General features: G+C 70.5%; 21 protein-coding genes. 6 read left to right on the forward strand and 15 right to left on the reverse strand.

Translation table 11 applies throughout. The features are described from left to right. The first annotated feature begins 3 nt into the window (after window positions 1-3). On the forward strand, window positions 4-1,242 hold the full coding sequence (locus tag IEZ27_RS21580) for an MFS transporter (protein WP_268246074.1): 1,239 nt from the start codon (window positions 4-6) through the stop codon (window positions 1,240-1,242). On the opposite strand, the gene IEZ27_RS21585 is transcribed toward IEZ27_RS21580, so the two are convergent. From IEZ27_RS21585 to IEZ27_RS21595, 3 genes are all read right to left on the reverse strand, one after another. Further along, window positions 1,227-1,979, reverse strand: a complete 753-nt coding sequence (locus tag IEZ27_RS21585; RefSeq protein ID WP_125631549.1) for an MBL fold metallo-hydrolase — start codon at window positions 1,977-1,979, stop codon at window positions 1,227-1,229. The two genes, IEZ27_RS21580 and IEZ27_RS21585, sit on opposite strands and share 16 nt — an antisense overlap. After that, complete coding sequence (gene murI / locus IEZ27_RS21590; RefSeq protein WP_125631551.1) at window positions 1,976-2,800, reverse strand: glutamate racemase; 825 nt, start codon at window positions 2,798-2,800, stop codon at window positions 1,976-1,978. The genes IEZ27_RS21585 and murI overlap by 4 nt, the downstream gene beginning before the upstream one ends. 111 nt (window positions 2,801-2,911) lie before the next feature. Then, entirely contained in the window at window positions 2,912-3,703 is a 792-nt protein-coding gene (locus IEZ27_RS21595; RefSeq protein ID WP_189648895.1) for a thioesterase family protein, read from the reverse strand. A gap of 136 nt (window positions 3,704-3,839) precedes the next feature. Here IEZ27_RS21595 and IEZ27_RS21600 point away from each other — a divergent pair, with 136 nt between their 5' ends. Both IEZ27_RS21600 and IEZ27_RS21605 read left to right on the forward strand, forming a co-directional pair. After that, window positions 3,840-4,166, forward strand: coding sequence for a hypothetical protein (locus tag IEZ27_RS21600; RefSeq protein ID WP_189648896.1), 327 nt, complete (start codon window positions 3,840-3,842; stop codon window positions 4,164-4,166). An 85-nt stretch (window positions 4,167-4,251) separates the two neighbouring features. Next, window positions 4,252-6,066, forward strand: a complete 1,815-nt coding sequence (locus IEZ27_RS21605) for a DUF3352 domain-containing protein (protein ID WP_189649076.1) — start codon at window positions 4,252-4,254, stop codon at window positions 6,064-6,066. Window positions 6,067-6,119: 53 nt separating this feature from the next. Here the strand turns inward: IEZ27_RS21605 and IEZ27_RS21610 are convergent, their stop codons facing one another. The 5 genes from IEZ27_RS21610 to clpS all read right to left on the reverse strand — a co-directional run bounded on the left by IEZ27_RS21610 (window position 6,120) and on the right by clpS (window position 8,722). Beyond that, window positions 6,120-7,067, reverse strand: coding sequence for a PLP-dependent cysteine synthase family protein (locus IEZ27_RS21610; RefSeq protein ID WP_125631559.1), 948 nt, complete (start codon window positions 7,065-7,067; stop codon window positions 6,120-6,122). Between the two features lies 1 nt (window position 7,068). After that, window positions 7,069-7,341, reverse strand: a complete 273-nt coding sequence (locus IEZ27_RS21615; protein ID WP_125631561.1) for a MoaD/ThiS family protein — start codon at window positions 7,339-7,341, stop codon at window positions 7,069-7,071. Between the two features lie 140 nt (window positions 7,342-7,481). Next, a complete protein-coding gene (locus IEZ27_RS21620; RefSeq protein WP_125631563.1) occupies window positions 7,482-7,883 on the reverse strand; it encodes a Mov34/MPN/PAD-1 family protein in 402 nt (133 codons plus the stop codon). 10 nt (window positions 7,884-7,893) lie between these two features. Further along, a complete protein-coding gene (locus IEZ27_RS21625) occupies window positions 7,894-8,418 on the reverse strand; it encodes a DUF2017 domain-containing protein (RefSeq protein ID WP_125631565.1) in 525 nt (174 codons plus the stop codon). Between the two features lie 10 nt (window positions 8,419-8,428). After that, window positions 8,429-8,722, reverse strand: coding sequence for an ATP-dependent Clp protease adapter ClpS (gene clpS, locus IEZ27_RS21630; RefSeq protein ID WP_125631567.1), 294 nt, complete (start codon window positions 8,720-8,722; stop codon window positions 8,429-8,431). Between the two features lie 46 nt (window positions 8,723-8,768). Here clpS and IEZ27_RS21635 point away from each other — a divergent pair, with 46 nt between their 5' ends. The 3 genes from IEZ27_RS21635 (at window position 8,769) to IEZ27_RS21645 (ending at window position 11,318) form a co-directional block, all read left to right on the forward strand. After that, window positions 8,769-10,052, forward strand: a complete 1,284-nt coding sequence (locus IEZ27_RS21635) for a nicotinate phosphoribosyltransferase (protein WP_189648897.1) — start codon at window positions 8,769-8,771, stop codon at window positions 10,050-10,052. A 14-nt stretch (window positions 10,053-10,066) separates the two neighbouring features. Then, a complete protein-coding gene (locus tag IEZ27_RS21640) occupies window positions 10,067-10,636 on the forward strand; it encodes a nicotinamidase (RefSeq protein ID WP_125631571.1) in 570 nt (189 codons plus the stop codon). Window positions 10,637-10,805: 169 nt separating this feature from the next. Then, on the forward strand, window positions 10,806-11,318 hold the full coding sequence (locus IEZ27_RS21645; RefSeq protein ID WP_189648898.1) for a hypothetical protein: 513 nt from the start codon (window positions 10,806-10,808) through the stop codon (window positions 11,316-11,318). Here the strand turns inward: IEZ27_RS21645 and IEZ27_RS21650 are convergent. The 7 genes from IEZ27_RS21650 to IEZ27_RS21680 all read right to left on the reverse strand — a co-directional run bounded on the left by IEZ27_RS21650 (window position 11,315) and on the right by IEZ27_RS21680 (window position 17,747). Beyond that, complete coding sequence (locus IEZ27_RS21650) at window positions 11,315-11,692, reverse strand: STAS domain-containing protein (protein WP_189648899.1); 378 nt, start codon at window positions 11,690-11,692, stop codon at window positions 11,315-11,317. The two genes, IEZ27_RS21645 and IEZ27_RS21650, sit on opposite strands and share 4 nt — an antisense overlap. Window positions 11,693-11,847: 155 nt before the next feature. Continuing rightward, window positions 11,848-13,599 carry a DEAD/DEAH box helicase gene (locus tag IEZ27_RS21655; RefSeq protein ID WP_189648900.1) on the reverse strand — a complete coding sequence of 584 codons (1,752 nt, stop codon included), beginning with the start codon at window positions 13,597-13,599 and terminating at the stop codon, window positions 11,848-11,850. A gap of 124 nt (window positions 13,600-13,723) precedes the next feature. After that, window positions 13,724-14,530, reverse strand: a complete 807-nt coding sequence (locus IEZ27_RS21660) for a hypothetical protein (protein ID WP_189648901.1) — start codon at window positions 14,528-14,530, stop codon at window positions 13,724-13,726. A gap of 89 nt (window positions 14,531-14,619) precedes the next feature. After that, window positions 14,620-16,008 (reverse strand): MFS transporter, encoded by a 1,389-nt coding sequence (locus tag IEZ27_RS21665; RefSeq protein ID WP_189648902.1) that lies wholly within the window; start codon window positions 16,006-16,008, stop codon window positions 14,620-14,622. Between the two features lie 24 nt (window positions 16,009-16,032). Further along, window positions 16,033-16,929, reverse strand: coding sequence for a zinc metalloprotease (locus IEZ27_RS21670; protein ID WP_229824195.1), 897 nt, complete (start codon window positions 16,927-16,929; stop codon window positions 16,033-16,035). Window positions 16,930-17,007: 78 nt separating this feature from the next. Beyond that, the gene (locus IEZ27_RS21675) at window positions 17,008-17,265 is read right to left on the reverse strand and encodes a DUF3039 domain-containing protein (protein WP_125631583.1); all 258 of its coding nucleotides are present in this window, start codon (window positions 17,263-17,265) and stop codon (window positions 17,008-17,010) included. After that, window positions 17,262-17,747 (reverse strand): hypothetical protein, encoded by a 486-nt coding sequence (locus tag IEZ27_RS21680; protein WP_125631585.1) that lies wholly within the window; start codon window positions 17,745-17,747, stop codon window positions 17,262-17,264. Before IEZ27_RS21680 ends, IEZ27_RS21675 begins: the two co-directional genes overlap by 4 nt. Between the last annotated feature and the right edge of the window lie 14 nt (window positions 17,748-17,761).

A 17,761-nucleotide genomic window follows, 5' to 3' on the forward strand; every position in this document is an offset into this window, starting at 1 on the left:
GCAATGACAACGGGGGTGTTGCGAAACCCTGACTTCCTCCGGTTCCTGACTTCGCACGTGGGGAACGAACTGGGAGCGAATATCTCGCGCGTGGCCCTCCCGCTGGTGGCGGTCGTCGCCCTGCATGCGGGCCCTGCCCAGGTGGCTCTGCTGTCCGCGCTGCAGACCGCCGCGTTCCTGTTGCTCGGCCTGCCCGCGGGGGTGTGGGTCGACCGCATGCGACGGCGCCGGGTGATGGTGGTCTCCGACCTGGCCAGGTTCGTGCTGCTGGCGAGCATTCCGCTGGCGGCGCACCTGGGTGTGCTGTCGATCGGGATGATGTTCACGGTCGCCTTCCTGGCCGGTGTGGCGCAGGTGTTCAACGACGTGGCCGACCAGACGTACCTGCCCAACCTGGTGAGCACGCCGCAACTCGGCGACGGCAACTCCAAGCTGGAGGTGGTGCGCTCCGGCGGCTTCCTGGCCGGTCCCGGCATCGGGGGCGCGCTGGTGCAGCTCCTCGGCGCGCCGCGCACGATGCTCGCGACCGCGCTGGGCGCGCTGGCGTCGGCGGTGTTCCTCAGCTCGATCAGAACGCCCGACAAGCCGCCCGCCGCGGGCGTGCGCGAGCCGCTGCTGCGCGGCATCGGCGCGGGGCTGCGGTACGTGTGGCGCGACCGACTGATGCGCATGTTCGCCGCGGCGTCGATCGCGGCGAACGTCACGGTCGGCGCCGTGCTCGGCCTGTCGGTGTTGTTCCTGGCCGAGGACGTCGGGCTGCCGCCCGGACTCATCGGCGTGCTGCTGATGTCCGGCGGGTTCGGCGGCGTGGCCGCGGGCCTGCTCGGCGGCGTGCTGTCGAGGAGGATCGGCACGGCCAGGATGACGTGGCTCTCCCTCACCGTGCCGGCGCCCTTCGCCCTGCTGCTGCCGATGACGCAGGCCGACTGGCGGGTGGCGTTCTTCGCGATCACCTCGATCGCGTTGTCGTGGAGCTCGGCGCTGAGCACCGTCGGCCTGATCACCTACCGGCAGACGACGGTCCCCGAGCATCTGCTGGGCCGGGTCAACGCCTCGTTCAGATCGTTCATGTGGGGCTCGATCCCGCTGGGCGCGCTGCTCGGCGGGGTCGTCGCCCAGGAGATCGGCGTGCGGACGGCCTTATGGGTGTTCATGATCGGGCGGCTCGTGTCGTTCGTGCCGTTGTTGTTCTCGCCGCTGCCGTGGTTACGCGACTTCGACGAGGCTCAGGCCAAGTCGTAGACCGCGCCGCTGCGCGCCAGCTCGACCGGCCCGTCGTAGCCGCCTCTGGAGGCGTCCTCCAGGACCCTGGCGTTGTCGTTCCACGGGACGAGGTGGGTGAGCACCAGCCGTCCCGCGCTCGCCTTGGCCGCGTGCTCGGCCGCCTGGCGACCGGTCAGGTGCAGGTCGGGCGGCAGGTCGGGGCCCTCGACGAACGACGCCTCGCACAGCAGCAGGTCGGCCCCCGCCGCCAGCTTGACCAACTCGGCCGACTCCCCGGTGTCCCCCGAGTACGCCATGCACACGTCGTCGCTGGCCACCCGGAACCCGTACGCCTCGACCGGATGGTTGACCAGGCCGGCCGTGACGGTGAACGGCCCCACCTCGAACGACCCCGGCGACAGCGGCGTGAAGGCGAAGGCGGTCTCCAGCCCGGGCTCCTCCGGCATCCCGTACGCGGCCGCGAGCCGGGCGGCGGCCCCCTCGGGCGCGAAGACGGGCACGAGCGGATAGGGCGCGTCGGGCCCGTACGTCCGGGCGACGTGGTAGCCGCAGATGTCGAGGCAATGGTCGGCGTGCAGGTGGGACAGGCAGATGGCGTCCACGTCGTAGAGGCCGATGTGGCGCTGGAGCGCGCCGAGCGACCCGTTGCCGAGGTCGAGCAGCATCCTGAACCCCTCGGCCTCGACGAGGTAGCAGGACGCGGGGCTGTCGGGGCCGGGGTAGCTGCCCGAGCATCCGACGATGGTCACCTTCATGTGGGCCTCCCGCTAAAGGTAGTACCCCCCACTGGTGCGACTTCGACCACATCGATCTCCGGGCCCAGGAATCGCCTGCCGAGGCGGGCGAAGAGCTCGGTGTCGCCGGTGGCGCGGAAGCGGTGCCGGGGGGTGGCCTCGCCTCCCGCCGCCAGTCCGTGGTCGTGCAGGATCCGGTAGACGTCCTTGGCCGTCTCGTCGGCGCTGGAGACCAGCGTGACCCCGTCGCCGACGACGTAGGAGATCGCGCCGGTGAGCAGCGGGTAGTGGGTGCAGCCGAGGATGAGTGTGTCGCAGCCGGCGTCCCTGATGGGCTCCAGGTACTCGCGCAGCACGTCGATGAGCTCCTTGCTCATCGTCTCGCCGCGCTCGACGTACTCCACCAGGCGGGGGGCGGCCACGCCGGTGAGCTGCACGTCGGGGGCCGCGGTGAAGGCGTCGTGGTAGGCCAGCGACTCGATCGTGGCCCGAGTGGCGATCACGCCGACCCGGCCGGTGCGGGTGGCGCGCACGGCCCGCCTGGTGGCGGGCTGGATGACCTCGACGACCGGTACGTCGTAGCGTTCGCGCGCGTCGCGCAGCACGGCGGCGCTGGCGCTGTTGCAGGCGATGACGAGCATCTTGACGTCCTGGCCGACGAGGTGGTCCATCACCTCAAGGGCGTAGGCGCGCAGCTCGGCGATGGACTTCGGCCCGTACGGCTGGCGCGCCGTGTCGGCCACGTACGTGATCGCCTCGTTCGGCAGCTGGTCGATGATCGCGCGGGCGACCGTCAGGCCGCCGACCCCGCTGTCGAAGATCCCAATACTCGCGTCCGGCACGTTCTAGAGGGTAGGCGACCTGCGCGATCAACACTGCGTAAGAATGCTCACACCTGGTGAAGGCGGGACTGTTGTGTTGCTCACACCAGCCCTGCCGATCGACCCTGCCGATCAGCCCCTGCCGACCCTGGCGAGCTGGCGTGACTGGGCGACCAGGCGGCCCGCGGAGTCCCACACCTCGACCTCTTCGTCGAACCAGCCGTCCGAGATGAGGCGGCCGCCGCCGATCAGGGTGAGCCAGCCGGGGGCGGGCAGGGCGCGCAGGTGCCAGGTGAGGTCTACGGTGGGCGCCCATCCACGGGCGCCGGCGGAGAACACCACCGGCGGCAGCACGTCCACGGCCAGCGCCAGCACGTACGGGTCGGCGTCCTGCGGCTCGGCCATCCGGAAGTACGCCCGGGACTCCGGCCGGCCCGTCGGCCCGCCGGTCAGCCACGCGATGGTGGGCGGGTCGAAGCGCAGGTCGAGCTGGGCGTTGAGGGTCATGTTGTTCTCGGGCTTGGGGTCGGGGAGCTTGACGCACTCCTCGACCGGCGGCATCACGACCGAGGGCGCGTCGGTGTAGACGGGGTCGGCGCCGGCCAGAGTGGCGGTGGTGATCAGGCTCTCGATCTGCGGCACGCCGTCCTGGACCAGCGTGGCCCTGGCGAACGCGGCCGTCCGGCCCGCCTTGAGCTGCTCCACCCTGACCTGGGCGGGCCCGGGGACCGGCGACCTGAGGAACTGCGAGGTGGTGCTCACCGGGTGCTCGAACGGCGAGGCGTCCACCGCGGCGCGCAGGACCACGGCCATCAGGTAGCCGCCGTTGAGCGGGGCGCCGATGCAGTATCCGGGGTCGAGGCACACGTCGTAGGTGGTCTCGTCGATCCGGATCGCCTGTGTGGCCTCGTCGAACTTGGTCATCCCGCCCTGCCTCACCTTACGGAACTATATTCTAGTAGTCCCCCCACTTTACGCGGGGCTGCGCCGTTCGCACCACGCCGTTCCGGTATCAGCGCGCCTACCTGCGGAAACGTCCTCCGGATGGAACAGTTCGATCATGGCAAGCGTCGCCGAACTCATCGGCCAGTCGGTGTGGGACTTCAACGGGGTGTGGGTCGGTCACGTCGTCGACATCCGCGTCCAGAAGCACAAGGGCGAGCTCCAGCAGAGCCACACGGTCTACGGGCTGGTCGTCTCGGGACGGCGCGCGCCGGTCCTGCTCGGGCTCACGCGCGACCGCCAGGGCCGCTCCCCCTGGCTGTCCAGGACGCTGGCGCGGACGGTGTACGCCGGTTGCACGTTCGTGCCGTGGGCCTGCGTGTCAGAGTGGACAACTGGCGAAGTTCACCTCGATGTGCTGAAAAAAGAGCTAAACAGGGTCTAATTTCGTCTTCAGCACATTGCAAGCGGCCATCTAGCAACATCAGCTACCTTCTCTGTGGTCAAAAGTCCACATTGTGAGTTGAGTGATGTCTGCGAATAATCCCCCACCTGGCCAGGATCCTGAGCGCACCACGGCGTACCGAGGAGGCTGGGAGCAGCCGCAGGAGCCGCAGCAGCCGTACCCGCCGCAGCAGTCGTACCAGCAGCCCTACGGCCAGCAGGTCCCGCAGCCGGGCCAGGAGGCTTCGTACGGGCAGCAGCCGGCTTACAACCCCCAGGCCGCGTACGGACAGCAGCCCGCCTACGGCGCCCCGCACGGCGGGCAGCCCCAGCAGAATTGGCAGCAGCAGAGCTGGCCGCAACAGGACCAGTACGCTCAGCAGCAGCAACAGCAGGGTTGGCAGCAGCAGGACCAGTACGCCCAGCAGGGCTGGCAGCAGCAGGGCCCCGAGGGCTTCGGCCCGCCGCAACCGGCGAAGAAGGGCAGCCGCAAGGGCTGGCTGATCGCCGGCGCCGCCGCGCTCGCCGTGGTGTTGCTCGGCGGCGGCGCGGTGTGGGCCGTGGGCGCGATCGGCGGCGGCGGCACGCAGCCGAACGAGGTGCTGCCCGCGAACGCGATCGCCTACGCCCGCCTCGACCTCGACCCGGCCGCCAACCAGAAGCTGGCGCTGTTCCAGCTCGCCAGGAAGTTCACGGTCACCAAGGGCTCCTTCACCGGCGAGGACCCGCGCCAGGCCCTGTTCAACCTGGTCAACGAGAGCGGCGAGAAGAAGGTCGACTTCGCCAAGGACATCGACCCCTGGCTGGGCAGCCGGGTCGGCTTCGCCGCCGTGCCCTCCGGCAAGGCCGAGCCCGACATCGCGGTCGCCGTCCAGGTCAAGGACCAGGCACAGGCCAAGGCGGGCATCGCCAAGCTCATGGACGGCGACAAGTACGGCATCGCCTTCCGTGAGGACTACGCGCTGCTGTCCTCGACCCAGGCGCTGGCCGACAAGTTCGCCAAGGGCGAGGCCACCCTCGCCGAGAACAGCGAGTTCACCGACGACATGAGCGCCGTCGGAGAGGAGGGCGTGCTGTCGTTCTGGGCGGACATGGGCGGGGTCGCGAAGCTCGCTCCCATCCCTGCCGAGCAGGCGGCCGGCATCGAGCCCATCAAGGACGCCCGGTTCGCCGGCGCGCTGCGCTTCGACAGCGCCTACGTCGAGCTGGCCGGCCAGGTCAGGGGCGCCAAGGGCCTGACGACCGGCGACCTCCAGGCCGCCGGGCTCGGCACGCTGCCCGCCACCACCGCCGGCGCCCTGTCGATCTCCGGCCTGGACCAGATGATCACCAAGCAGTGGTCCGAGATCCAGAAGTCGGCCACGGCCGGCGGCGGGGCCGAGGTCCAGCAGCTCTTCGAGCAGGCCAAGAGCAAGTTCGGCCTCGACCTGCCCGGCGACCTGGCCACCGTGCTCGGCAAGAACTTCATGGTCGCCCTGGACAGCCAGGGCCTGGACGCCGACCAGATCAAGGCCGGCGTGCGCGTCGCCACCGACCCGGCCAAGGCCCAGGCGGTCGTCGACAAGATCGAGAAGGCGATGGCCGCCAGCGGCCAGCCCGCGCCGCAGATCGCCAAGGTCCCCGGTGACGGCGTCTTCACGGCGGCGACCAGCGAGGAGTACGCCAAGAAGCTGGCCGAGGAGGGCACGCTGGGCGACTCCGAGACGTTCCAGACCGCCATCCCGGACGCCGACGAGGCGACCTTCGCGCTCTTCGTGGACCTCGACAAGGTCGAGAAGCTCTACCTTCAGGGCCTGGAGGGCGACGACAAGGCCAACGCGCAGGTCCTGCGGGCCGTCGGCCTGAGCGGCAAGCAGAGCGACACCGAGGCGAACTTCTCGCTGCGGGTCCTGTTCAACTGACCGGAACGCGGAAGGGGCGGCCGGACTGGCCGCCCCTTCCGCGTTTTCGGCTCCTAAGCCCAGAGCTGCCCTTCAAGGCGCTCCTCGGCCTCCTCCAGAGTGCCCTCGTACGCGCCCGTGGACAGGTACTTCCAGCCGCCGTCGGCCACCACGAAGACGACGTCGGCCCGCTCGCCGTCCTTGACCGCCTTCCTGGCCACGCCCAGCGCGGCGTGCAGCGCGGCGCCGGTCGAGACCCCGGCGAAGATTCCCTCCGCCGCCAGCAGCTCGCGGGTACGCCGCAGCGCGTCGGCCGAGCCGACGGAGAAGCGGGTGGTCAGCACGGACTCGTCGTAGAGCTCGGGGATGAAGCCCTCGTCGACGTTGCGCAGGCCGTAGACCAGCTCGCCGTAGCGCGGCTCGGCGGCGACGATCCGCACGCCGGGCACGTGCTCGCGCAGGAACCGGCCGACGCCCATGAGCGTGCCGGTGGTGCCGAGCCCGGCCACGAAGTGGGTGACCGTGGGCAGGTCCGCCAGGATCTCCGGGCCGGTGGTCTCGTAGTGGGAACGCCAGTTGGCCGGGTTTCCGTACTGGTACAGCATCACCCAGGACGGGTTGTCGGCCGCCAGGCCCTTGGCCACGCGCACGGCCTCGTTGGAGCCGCCCGCGGCGGGCGAGGAGATGATCTCCGCGCCCCACATGCGCAGGAGCTGGCGGCGTTCCTCGGAGGTGTTCTCCGGCATCACGCAGATCAGCTTGTAGCCCTTCAGCTTGGCCGACATCGCGAGGGAGATGCCGGTGTTGCCGCTGGTGGGCTCCAGGATCGTGCAGCCGGGAGTGAGCAGGCCGTCCTTCTCGGCCTGCTCGATCATCCACAACGCCGGCCTGTCCTTGATCGACCCGGTCGGGTTGCGGTCCTCGAGCTTGGCCCAGACGCGCACCTCGGGCGAGGGCGACAGCCGGGGCAGCCCGACGAGCGGCGTGCGCCCGACCGAGTCGATCAGCGAGTCGAACCGCATGTCACCCGCCGGCGACGGCGGGCAGCACGGTCACCGTGTCGCCGTCGGACACCGGCGTGCCGAGGCCGCCGAGGAAGCGCACGTCCTCGTCGTTGAGGTAGACGTTGACGAAGCGGCGCAGGCTGCCCTGGTCGATCAGGCGGTCCTTGATGCCGGGGTGGCGGGACTCCAGGTTGCTGATCAGCTCGTCGAGGGTGGCGCCCTCGGCGTCGACGGCCTTGGCGCCGTCGGTGTAGTTGCGCAGGATGGTGGGAATGCGAACCTCGATGGCCATCGCGGTCAGTCTCCTCTGTTCTGGTCGTCGTCCCCTCGGCGGCAACACCGGGGGATGGGTGCGGATTCCAGATCAGCGACAGTCGTAGACGACGACGGCCGGGGTGTGCGCGAAGAGGTAGCTCTGCACCGGCCGGACCATCATGGGAGGAATCTTACCTCTTCCTCCTCGATCACCCCGTCGAGGATCCGGTACGAGCGGAACTCGACGTCGTCCGCGTCCTTGGTCGAGACCAGGACGTAGTGGGCCTGCGGCTCGGAGGCGTAGGACACGTCGGTGCGCGACGGGTACGCCTCGGTGGCGGTGTGGGAGTGGTAGATCACGACCGGCTCCTCGTCGCGGTCGTCCATCTCCCGCCAGACGCGGAACTGCTCCATCGAGTCGAAGCGGTAGAAGGTCGGCGAACGCTCGGCGTTCTCCATGGGGATGAACCGTTCGGGAACTCCGTTCCTCCCCGCGATCACGCCGCACGCCTCGTCCGGGTGGTCGGCCCGCGCGTGGGCGACGATCTTGTCCACCAGTTCTTGAGAGATCGTGAGCATGCCCCGGAAGCTACCAGAGGGCCCGGACCAGGCTGTCTTGGAGGTAGGTCAGCCAGTCGTAGGTGACGTAGGCCGGGTAGCGGGGGTCGTCCTCGGACATCGTCGCGATCTCGTCGTGGATCTCCTCGGTCACGTCGAGCTTGGTGCCGAGCGTCAGGCGTACGTCGTTGAGCGAGCGCAGCCACGACTGGGCCTGCTCGGGCGTCAGCTCGGCACGGCCCGAGCGCGCGGTGTCCAGGACGGTCTGGGCGTCGGCACGCTTGCCGTCGCGCAGCGTGGCCTCGGTGTAGCGGCGGAACTCCGAGGCTTCCTGCTCGTCCTCGTACGCCGAGGGGAACAGCCGGGCCAGCACCGGATCGGTCGGAGCCTGGGCCGCCCCGATGCCGAGCGCCCGCTCCAGCGGGTCGTCGCTCGTCTCCCCCGGCGTCACCAGGCCGAGCAACATCGAGACCAGCGAGCGCAACAACGAGACCTCCGCGGCCTCGAACCGCGCGATGACCGAGCCCTTGTGCCCGGCCGAGAATCCCGAACTCACCGCCGCCGCCTCACTTGACCGAATCCGGCTGGACCGTCGCCCACAGGCCGTAGGAGTGGAGAATCTGCACATCGCGTTCCATCTCTTCGCGCGTGCCACTGGACACGACCGCCTTGCCCTTGTGGTGCACGTCCATCATGAGTTTCTCGGCCTTCTCCTTGCTGTAGCCGAAGACGGTTTGGAAGACGTAAGTCACGTAGGACATGAGGTTGACCGGGTCGTTCCAGACGATGGTCACCCATGGCAAATCGGGCCGGACGTCCGATGACGGACGCTCGACGGTGATTGGAGCGGTGCTACCCACATCCCCGAGTCTGCCCTATCTGGGTCGTAGTCTTCGAGTCGTGAGAATGACCATGAGCACTGCGTTGCTCACAGATCACTATGAGCTGACGATGCTCCAGGCGGCGCTGCGCAGCGGTGCCGCGCACCGGCGCGCGGTCTTCGAGGTGTTCGCCCGGCACCTGCCCGGCGGCCGCCGCTACGGCGTCGTGGCCGGTACCGGCCGCGTCCTGGACGAGCTCGAACGCTTCCGTTTCGGTGACGAAGAACTCACCTTTCTCCGCGAGCAAGAGGTGGTCGACGAATCGACTCTGGCGTTTCTCGCCGATTACCGGTTTTCCGGGAACGTCTACGGCTACCGCGAGGGTGACCTCTACTTCCCCGCCTCCCCGATCATGATCGTGGAGGGCACCTTCGCCGAGGCCGTGCTGCTGGAGACGCTGACGCTGTCGATCCTCAACCACGACTGCGCCATCGCCTCGGCCGCCTCCCGCATGTCCAACGCCGCGGGGAAACGTCCGCTCATCGAGATGGGCTCGCGGCGCACGCACGAGTACGCCGCGCCGGCCGCCGCCCGCGCCGCCTACATCGCCGGGTTCGCCTCCACCTCCAACCTCATGGCCGGCCGCCTGTACGGGGTCCCCACGGCGGGCACCGCCGCGCACGCGTTCACGCTGCTGCACGACTCCGAGCGGGACGCGTTCGAGGCCCAGATCGCCACCCTCGGCGCGGGGACGACGCTGCTGGTGGACACGTACGACGTGGAGCAGGCGGTGCGCACGGCGGTCGGGCTGGCCGGCAACAAGCTGGGCGCCGTCCGCATCGACTCCGGCGACCTGGCCGCCGCCGCGCAGGAGGTCCGCGAGCTGCTCGACTCGCTCGGCGCCTTCGACACCCGCATCGTGGTCACCTCCGACCTCGACGAGTACGCCATCGCCGCGCTCGCCGCCGCCCCCGTGGACGGCTACGGCGTCGGTACCTCCCTCGTGACCGGCTCCGGCGTCCCCACGGCGGCCCTGGTCTACAAGCTGGTGGCGCGGGAGACGGCGACGGGCCGGCTGGAGGCCGTGGCCAAACGCTCGGTCGGCAAGCCGTCGCGCGGGGGGCGCAAGGAGGCGTACCGGCTGCTCGACCCCCATGGGCACGTGGAGACCGAGCTGATCACCACCGGCGGCATCGTCCCCGAGGGCGGCATCCCCCTGCTGCACGAGCTGGTGCGCGACGGCGAGGTGATCGGCCGGGAGCCCCTGTCCGCCGCCCGCGACCGCCACGCCGAGGTCATCGCACTGCTCCCCCAGGAGGCGCTGCACCTCGGAAGGGGGTACGCGGCGATCCCCACGGAGTTCGCCTGACGTATCGTGCTCTTATGGGCACCGCGCTGATCATCATCGATGTGCAGAACGACTTCTGCGAAGGTGGAAGCCTGCCCGTCGCGGGCGGCTCCGAGGTCGCGGCGGCGATCACCCGCCACCTGAGCGACCACGGCTACGACCACGTCGTGGCCACCCGTGACTACCACGTCGACCCCGGCGACCACTTCTCGGCCGACCCCGACTTCGCCACGACCTGGCCCGCCCACTGCGTGGCCGGCACCCCCGGCGCCGACTTCCACCCCTCCTTCGACGTGTCGGAGGTGGAGGAGGTCTTCAGCAAGGGCGCTCACGCGGCCGCGTACAGCGGTTTCCAGGGCGCCTCGGGCGACGGCGCCCCGCTGGCCGAATGGCTGGCCGAGCGCGGGGTGAACGAGGTCGACGTGGTGGGCATCGCCACCGACCACTGCGTACGCGCGACCGCGCTCGACGCGGTGGCCAACGGGCTGGCCGTGCGCGTGCTGCTCGACCTGACCGCGGGCGTCGACCGGACGACCACCGAGTCGGCCATGGCCCAGATGGAGGCCGCCGGCGTCACACTGAAGGGCGCTCCCAAGGAAGGCTGACCCGGCCCCGGCACGACGGGCGCCGGGCGGCTTCGCCATGCCCACAATGATCACGCACGGTACACAGTGCGCAACCCTGTGGTCATGTGATATTCAAGGATGACCTAACCTCTCCGCAGCCGAAGTAGTACGTAGAGTCATATCTCTTCATTCTCGTGCGAGGTTACTCATGCTTGCCATCTCCCTGGGCGTCGCCTGGCTGCTCCTCGCCCCTCTCGCCCTCTGGGTGCTCGTCAAGGGTCGTCCGGGGGCGCGGGTGGGGGCCGTCGTGACGCTGGTGCTGCTGGAGGGCGCGACGATCGCGATGGGCCAGGCCATACGTCCCGATCACGGTCCCGTGGTCGTGGCCCACGACATGCCGCCGGCGCCCGCGCTGCCCGCCTGCGACGAGCGTACGCCGATCCCCCAGTGGGCCACGGTCGGCCGGCAGCTGGTGTTGTCGTGGTCGGCCGCGCCGCGCGAGTGCGCGACGGCCAAGGTGATCTCGCGTACCGAGGGCCGCAGGCTGCTGGTGTGGGTGCACGAGGGCCCGCTGAGCGGCGACCACGAGGGCGTGCGCACCCTTCCCGTACGTGTGAAGGGCGGACGGGCCGCGCTGACGGTCCCGCTGCCGGCCGGCAGGCGCTACATCCCGGTCGACGGGCGCTCGGGCAAGAGGATCCCGGCCCCCGCGAGCCTCTAGAGTGTGGCCACCGCCAGCCGCAGGGCGTCGTCGAACCTGGCGAACACCTCGAACGCGTGCCGCAGCCCGGTGATCGACAACACCCGCGCCATCACCCCGTGCACCCCGCCGAGCAGCAGCCTGGTGCCCCTCGACTCGCACCGCTGCATGACCTCGACGAGCTCGTTCAGGCCCATCGAGTCGCAGAAGGCGACCTCGCCGAGATCCAGGATCAGGAACGGCTTGGCGGGCAGCTCCCAGATGTGGTGCATGTGCTCCCGGAGCACCGGAAGCGCGTAGACGTCGAGCTCCCCTTCGAGCCGGATGATGATGGCGTTTCGGGAGAGGCCGGACGAGACGGTGAGGGTCGACGTTCCAGGGGCCTCAGACGACATGGGCTAGATCCTTCTGCTGATCCCGAGACAGCCAAGAGGGTTCTTGCCGTTCTGGCTGAGGTTCTAACGGAAGGTCACTGCTCTGTGTCCAAATGCGCAGGGTCCCCCTGCGGGTCCCTTCGCCGGCCCGAGGCGGGCCGGCGAGGGGGGCGCGGCTAGCGTCGCTGGGTGGCCCAGCGGCGGATGGCGTCGATGCGTTCCTGGATCTGCTCGGACGTGGCCTGCGCGATCGGAGGCCCGCCGCACGTGCGCCGCAGCTCGGCGTGGATGACCCCGTGGGGTTGACCGGTGCGGTGGTTCCAGGCGCCCACCAGGCCGTTGAGCTCGCGCCGCAGCTCGGCGATCTGCTCGTGGGGCGCCAGGGTCTCCTTGGGCTGCTCGGCAGGGCTCTGCCGGCGCTTGGCCTGCTGGTCGGACTGGCGCTTGCGCAGCAGGGTGGCCACCTGGTCGGGCTCCAGGAGGCCGGGCAGCCCGAGGAAGTCCTCCTCCTCGGCCGAACCGATCTCCGCGCCGGTGCCGAACTCGCCGCCGTCGAAGAGCACCCGGTCGAACGTGGCCGAGGTCTCCATCGTCTCGAACGGCAGCTCGTCGCCCAGGACGTCGGGGTTGTCCTTCTGGCGGTTGGCCTGCTCCAGCAGGCTGTCGTCGAGGCCGTCCTCCGGAGGCTTCCGGTTGAGCACGTGGTCGCGCTCGACCTCCATCTCGTTGGCCAGCCCCATGAGGGTGGGCACCGACGGGAGGAAGACCGAGGCCGTCTCGCCGCGCTTGCGGGCGCGGACGAACCGGCCCACGGCCTGGGCGAAGAAGAGCGGGGTCGAGATCGAGGTGGCGTAGACGCCCACGCACAGGCGCGGGATGTCGACGCCCTCGGAGACCATGCGGACGGCGACCAGCCACCGGTCCGGGGAGCTCCCGAAGTTCTTGATCTTCTTGGACGCCCCCGGGTCGTCGGACAGGACCACCGTCGCGCCCTCGCCGGTGATGTTGCGCAGGTGGCGGGCGTAGGCGCGGGCGGTCTCGTGGTCGGTGGCGATGACCAGGCCGCCCGCGTCGGGCACACCCCGGCGGATCTCGGTCAGCCGGCGGTCGGCGGCCTGCATGACCTGGCGGATCCAGTCGCCCTTGGGGTCGAGCGCGGCCCGCCACGCCTGGGAGAGCTGGTCCTTGGTGAGCGGGGTGCCGAGCGTGGCGGCGATCTCGTCGCCCGCGCGGGTACGCCACTTCATCTCGCCGGAGTAGGCGAGGAAGATCACGGGACGGACGACGCCGTCGTCGAGCGCGGGCCCGTAGCCGTAGGAGTAGTCGGAGACGCTGCGCTTGGCGCCCTCGGCGTCCTCCTCGTAGTCGACGAACGGGATCGGGTTGTCGTCGGACCTGAACGGCGTGCCGGTGAGCTGGAGCCTGCGGGTGGCCGGCTCGAACGCCTCGCGCACGCCGTCGCCCCACGACTTGGCGTCGCCCGCGTGGTGGATCTCGTCGAAGATGACCAGCGTCTTGCGGGCCTCGGTGCGCGCCCGGTGGAGGGCGGGATGCATCGCGACCTGCGCGTACGTCACCGCCACCCCGGTGTAGTCGCGCGAGGTGGTGCCCTGGCTGTTCTTGAACTCCGGGTCGATGCCGATGCCGACCCGGGCGGCGGCGTCGGCCCACTGGCGCTTGAGGTGCTCGGTGGGCGTGACGATGGTGACGGCCCGGATCACCCCGTTGGCCAGCAGCTCGCTGGCGATGCGCAGGGCGTAGGTCGTCTTGCCCGCGCCGGGGGTGGCCACGGTGAGGAAGTCACGCGGCTCGCGCCTGAAGTACAGGTCGAACGCCTGCTGCTGCCAGGCGCGCAGCTTGGGCGCGGTGCCCCACGCGGCGCGGTCTGGATAGGAAGGCGAAAGGTGGGACGCGGCGAAGGTGCTCACCGCATCACCTCTGGGGTTCGTGTGCTTCGCTCTCTCACAGTGACCCAAGAGTAATCGGGCTCACCGACAAGACGTGCCGTGCACCGAGGATTCTGGCCAAGGTCTTCCCTACGTGCTATGTGGCTTATCTGAAGCTCGTCATCACCGCGTCGAGCGCCTGTCTTCCGCCGGTCGCCTCGGGCTGGAGCAGGCCCACGAGCAGCACCGCGCGCCCCGCGCGAGTGAGAAGCATCACGCGCAGGAAGGCGGGCCGGTTGACGACGTCCTGGTACTCGGCCCGCAGCGCCCTGGTGTGCCCCTGGGGGATGTCGCGGTCCTCGACGACCGTGACCTTGTCGCCCTTGAGCAGCAGCCTGGAGTACAGCTCGGCGGCCTCGCCCGTGGTCTTCTTCGCGTTCGTCACGGGGCCGGGGACCCTCATGGCCATGACCAGCGCGCCGTTCCCGTCCCTGGCGGCCGACGTGAACCCGGTGACCGGCGGGACCGTCCCGGGGCTCCAGCCGGGCGGCAGCAGCAGCGACACACCCGCCGCGGCGTCGCTCAGCCGTCCGGGCTCGGGCGGCGGCGCGGTGAGCCGGGGCGCCAGCGCCCGCGTCCCCGCGACCAGCCCCGCCGCCGCCACCAGGGCGACCAGGACGCCGGGCCAGCGCCGTACGCGGCTCGGCGCCTGTTCCGGGGGCCCGGGATCGGCGGGGGTGCCGTAGAGCCGGGCGGAGGGCGGCAGCGCCTCGGAGGGGGCCGGTGGGTCGATCGGGACGGTCCTGCGGATCCGCGGGTTCCAGGCCGTCTCCCGCCCGTACGGGTCGCGCCCCCGGCGCGGCGGCCAGGGGGCCTCCTCGTCCTCGTCGGAGTCGTCCCCCGCGTCGCGGGGAGGGGGGCGGCGGTGCCTGGGCCCGGAAGCGGGGGGCCAGACCCGGTGATCGTCCTCCATGACACCTCCTCGTCCGCTGTCCTATCACTCCTCGGGACGAAGATCTGGCGATCCGTGATCGCTGTGGCGGGAGGGGCAGAATCGCACGATCAGCGCGTACGGGCGGCCAGGAACGTGGTGGCGAGACCGATGAGCGCCATCATGACCGAGATCACCACGAACCCGCTGGCGATCTGGGAGGGTTCGTGCCCGATGAAGTTGATCACCGCGCCGCCCAGGCCGACGGTCAGCGCGGAGCCCAGCATGTCGGTGACCGACAGCGCCGCCGAGTTGGCGCCCTGCTCGCTGACCGGCGACTGCTTGAGCGCGGTGACGCTGACCGTGGTCATGCCGAGGCCCATGCCGAACCCGGCCACGATCCACGCCGGCACCGCGATCCACCCGTTCACCGAGGGCAGCGCCGCGAACAGCGCGATCACGATGCCGACCGTGACGCACGCCGCCCCGAGCCTGATCCGCCGGTGCGGCTCGGCGGTCCGCCTGCTCTGCAGGAACGACCCCGTGGACCAGCCGAGCGCGCCCGTGGTCAGCGCGATCCCCGCGGTCCTGGCGTCGAAGAACTTGACCGACTGGAGCACCAGCGGGATGAAGGAGTTCACGCCGAAGAAGGCCGCGGAGAAGAAGCCGCGCAGCAGCACGGTCGTCGGCAGCCCGCGCCCGAACCGCAGCGCGCCCGCCGGCAGCAGCCGGTGCAGGCCGTAGACGAGGAAGCCCAGCCCGGCGAGGGTGGCGGCGACGCCGGTCACGGGCTGCTTGTGCAGCTCGTCCACGCCCCACAGCAGCGCGCCCGCGCCGCCGGCCGCGGCGGTGGCGGCCAGCGTCATCGCCAGCGGCTGCGAACGCGGCCCGCGCGAGGGCTCCGCGTCCGGCTCGGAGGAGGCCATCCGGAGGGCCGGGACGAGCATGACCAGCGCGGGGATCACCAGCGGGATGATGCCGTAGAAGACGTAGCGCCAGCCCCACTGCTCGGCGACGAACCCCGCCACCGCGGGCCCGACCATCGAGGGCACGACCCAGGCGGCCGACAGGGCCGCGAAGACCTTGGGCCGTACGGCCGCCGGGTAGACCCGCGCGATCATCACGTACAGCGCCACGATCGAGGCACCGGCCCCGAGCCCCTGGACGGCCCGCGCCACCAGGAACAGCTCCTTGGCGTCGGCCGTGCCGGCCAGCGCCATCCCGGCGACGAACAGCACCACCCCGGCCAGGAACGGCAGCGGGTAACCGCGCCGGTCGGACCAGAGCCCGGCCACCACGTTGGCGAACAGGCTGGCGATGAGGAAGGCGGAGAAGCTGATGCCGTAGAGGTTGAGCGCGTCGAGGTCCTTCGAGACCTCCGGCATGACGACGCCGACCGACATCCCCTCGAAGGCGATCAGGGTGACCACGAGGACGATGCCCAACGTGGCCGTACGGAATTCGGGCCCCAGGATCCGGGGTGTGGTGTCGGGAGTGTCGATTGCCTTCGGTGCTGTCACCTACACATCGTAAATGTGCGGAAACTAGACATCTGTCGCGCGGCGGTACGCGGCCCACATCTCGTGCATGCGGTCGGCCTGGCCCTGGGAGAACTCCGACATGCACCGGTCGTGGGTGTAGTCCATGTAGTTGTGCATCGGGTCGGAGGCGGCGCCGGGGCAGGTGTCCTTGCTCTCGGGGCAACCCTCGGTCGCGCCGCCCTCGGGCGCCGTGTCGGCGATGCCGTCGCCGGGGGCGTCGCAGCCGTTCTCGAACGTGTGGAACAGGCCGAGCCAGTGGCCGATCTCGTGGACGCCGGTGAAGCCCTTGTTGTAGTTGGTCATCGCGCCGCCCGGCAGCGTACGCCAGTCGATCACGACGCCGTCGAGGGCGGGGGCGCCCGCGTACCAGTAGGGGTAGGCGGCGAAGCCGAGCATGAGCTCGCTGAGCTGGGCGATGTAGAGGTTGAGCGTCTGGGCGCCGCCCTGGTGCAGGCGGGTCTTCATGGCCTTCTCGGCGCCGACGGGGTCGGTGAACCAGGAGGCGTTCTCCTTGACCGAGACCGACTCCAGCTTGAAGCGCACGCCGGTGTCGACGCCGCCGTAACCGCCGGAGTAGGCGGTGTTGAGCACGTCGAGCTGGGCCCTGACGGCCTGGTCGGAGACCTTGCGCCGGCCGTCGGTGAGGAGGATCACCCTGGTCGGCACGGTGATCCGGACGGGCACGGCGACACCGCGCAGCCTGGTCTTGAGCTCGCCCATGACCTTGGCGACGTCTTCCGGGCGCGGCGAACGCGGGCCCGTCGCGCCCGGCACGGCCCGGGCCAGGCGCGCGGCGGCCGGAAGGCAACCGGATATCCGCGCGGCATCGAGCCGGAGCGGCGGGACGAGCCCGGCCGCCAGCAGGCATGCCAACGAGACGGCGGACGCGCGCCGGGCCATGCGATCCCCCAGTGACGGTGTGGGCTGGTCAGATTACCGACCGTAACCCCACCCGGAGGGATTGGCCTTCAGCAACACTCACTGCTTGTCGTCGCCGCCACCGCCGCCCGACGGGAGACCCTCGTAGATCTCCTTGCACTCCGGGCAGACCGGGTATTTCTTCGGGTCCCGGCTGGGGACCCAGATCTTGCCGCACAGGGCACGGATGGGCGTGCCCGTCACCATGCTCTCGGTGATCTTGTGCTTGTCCGCGTAGTGGGCGAAGCGCTCGTGGTCGCCGTCGCCGTGCGAGGTGCGCGGAGTGGTCTCCTGCTCGGGGAGGATCTTCGTGCTCACCCCATCGATTTTATGCCCGCCGGCGACCGGTCCCGCGTTCCGCGCCGGCGTGGCAGCGCGGCGAGGCCCGGAATCCAGCCGAGCACGATTCCCCAGATCAGCCCCGTGAGCAGACCGCCCCCGAGATAGCCGAGGTAGGCGCCGAGGCCGGCCTGCGCCACCATGGCGAGCAGGGCCGCGCGCAGCAGGTTCACCACGATCGCGGCGACCAGGAAGGCGCCCCAGGTGCGCCAGAATCCGCCGCGCGCGGACGCCACCGCGCCGACCAGCGCGAGCGCCAGCACGGTGTCGGCCAGCGTGAGGAGCCACGTCGTCTCGCCGAGGGGTACGACACGCAGCCCCGGCAGCGCGTACGGCCCTCCGATCGCGGACGGCACGGCCAGGTAGCCGACCCTGGTGACCAGGGCCGCGCCGAACAGGCCGAACGCCAGGACGATCACGAAGGCGACGATCGCCGGCAGGCTATTGCGAACAAGGCTCATGTTCGGCAGGCTAG

Origin of the sequence: Nonomuraea spiralis (assembly GCF_014648435.1) — a bacterium.
Taxonomy (GTDB): Bacteria; Actinomycetota; Actinomycetes; order Streptosporangiales; family Streptosporangiaceae; genus Nonomuraea; species Nonomuraea spiralis.

What these genes read in the sequence shown, in the direction of transcription:
- IEZ27_RS21650 (WP_189648899.1), bottom strand. Translation starts at nt 11,692, where the DNA reads ATGTCGTCTGAGGCCCCTGGAACGTCGACCCTCACCGTCTCGTCCGGC.
- IEZ27_RS21605 (WP_189649076.1), top strand. Translation starts at nt 4,252, where the DNA reads ATGTCTGCGAATAATCCCCCACCTGGCCAGGATCCTGAGCGCACCACG.
- IEZ27_RS21620 (WP_125631563.1), bottom strand. Translation starts at nt 7,883, where the DNA reads ATGCTCACGATCTCTCAAGAACTGGTGGACAAGATCGTCGCCCACGCG.
- IEZ27_RS21580 (WP_268246074.1), top strand. Translation starts at nt 4, where the DNA reads ATGACAACGGGGGTGTTGCGAAACCCTGACTTCCTCCGGTTCCTGACT.
- IEZ27_RS21640 (WP_125631571.1), top strand. Translation starts at nt 10,067, where the DNA reads ATGGGCACCGCGCTGATCATCATCGATGTGCAGAACGACTTCTGCGAA.
- IEZ27_RS21585 (WP_125631549.1), bottom strand. Translation starts at nt 1,979, where the DNA reads ATGAAGGTGACCATCGTCGGATGCTCGGGCAGCTACCCCGGCCCCGAC.
- IEZ27_RS21680 (WP_125631585.1), bottom strand. Translation starts at nt 17,747, where the DNA reads ATGAGCCTTGTTCGCAATAGCCTGCCGGCGATCGTCGCCTTCGTGATC.
- IEZ27_RS21660 (WP_189648901.1), bottom strand. Translation starts at nt 14,530, where the DNA reads ATGGAGGACGATCACCGGGTCTGGCCCCCCGCTTCCGGGCCCAGGCAC.
- IEZ27_RS21595 (WP_189648895.1), bottom strand. Translation starts at nt 3,703, where the DNA reads ATGACCAAGTTCGACGAGGCCACACAGGCGATCCGGATCGACGAGACC.
- IEZ27_RS21600 (WP_189648896.1), top strand. Translation starts at nt 3,840, where the DNA reads ATGGCAAGCGTCGCCGAACTCATCGGCCAGTCGGTGTGGGACTTCAAC.
- IEZ27_RS21615 (WP_125631561.1), bottom strand. Translation starts at nt 7,341, where the DNA reads ATGGCCATCGAGGTTCGCATTCCCACCATCCTGCGCAACTACACCGAC.
- IEZ27_RS21645 (WP_189648898.1), top strand. Translation starts at nt 10,806, where the DNA reads ATGCTTGCCATCTCCCTGGGCGTCGCCTGGCTGCTCCTCGCCCCTCTC.
- IEZ27_RS21670 (WP_229824195.1), bottom strand. Translation starts at nt 16,929, where the DNA reads ATGGCCCGGCGCGCGTCCGCCGTCTCGTTGGCATGCCTGCTGGCGGCC.
- IEZ27_RS21635 (WP_189648897.1), top strand. Translation starts at nt 8,769, where the DNA reads ATGACCATGAGCACTGCGTTGCTCACAGATCACTATGAGCTGACGATG.
- IEZ27_RS21610 (WP_125631559.1), bottom strand. Translation starts at nt 7,067, where the DNA reads ATGCGGTTCGACTCGCTGATCGACTCGGTCGGGCGCACGCCGCTCGTC.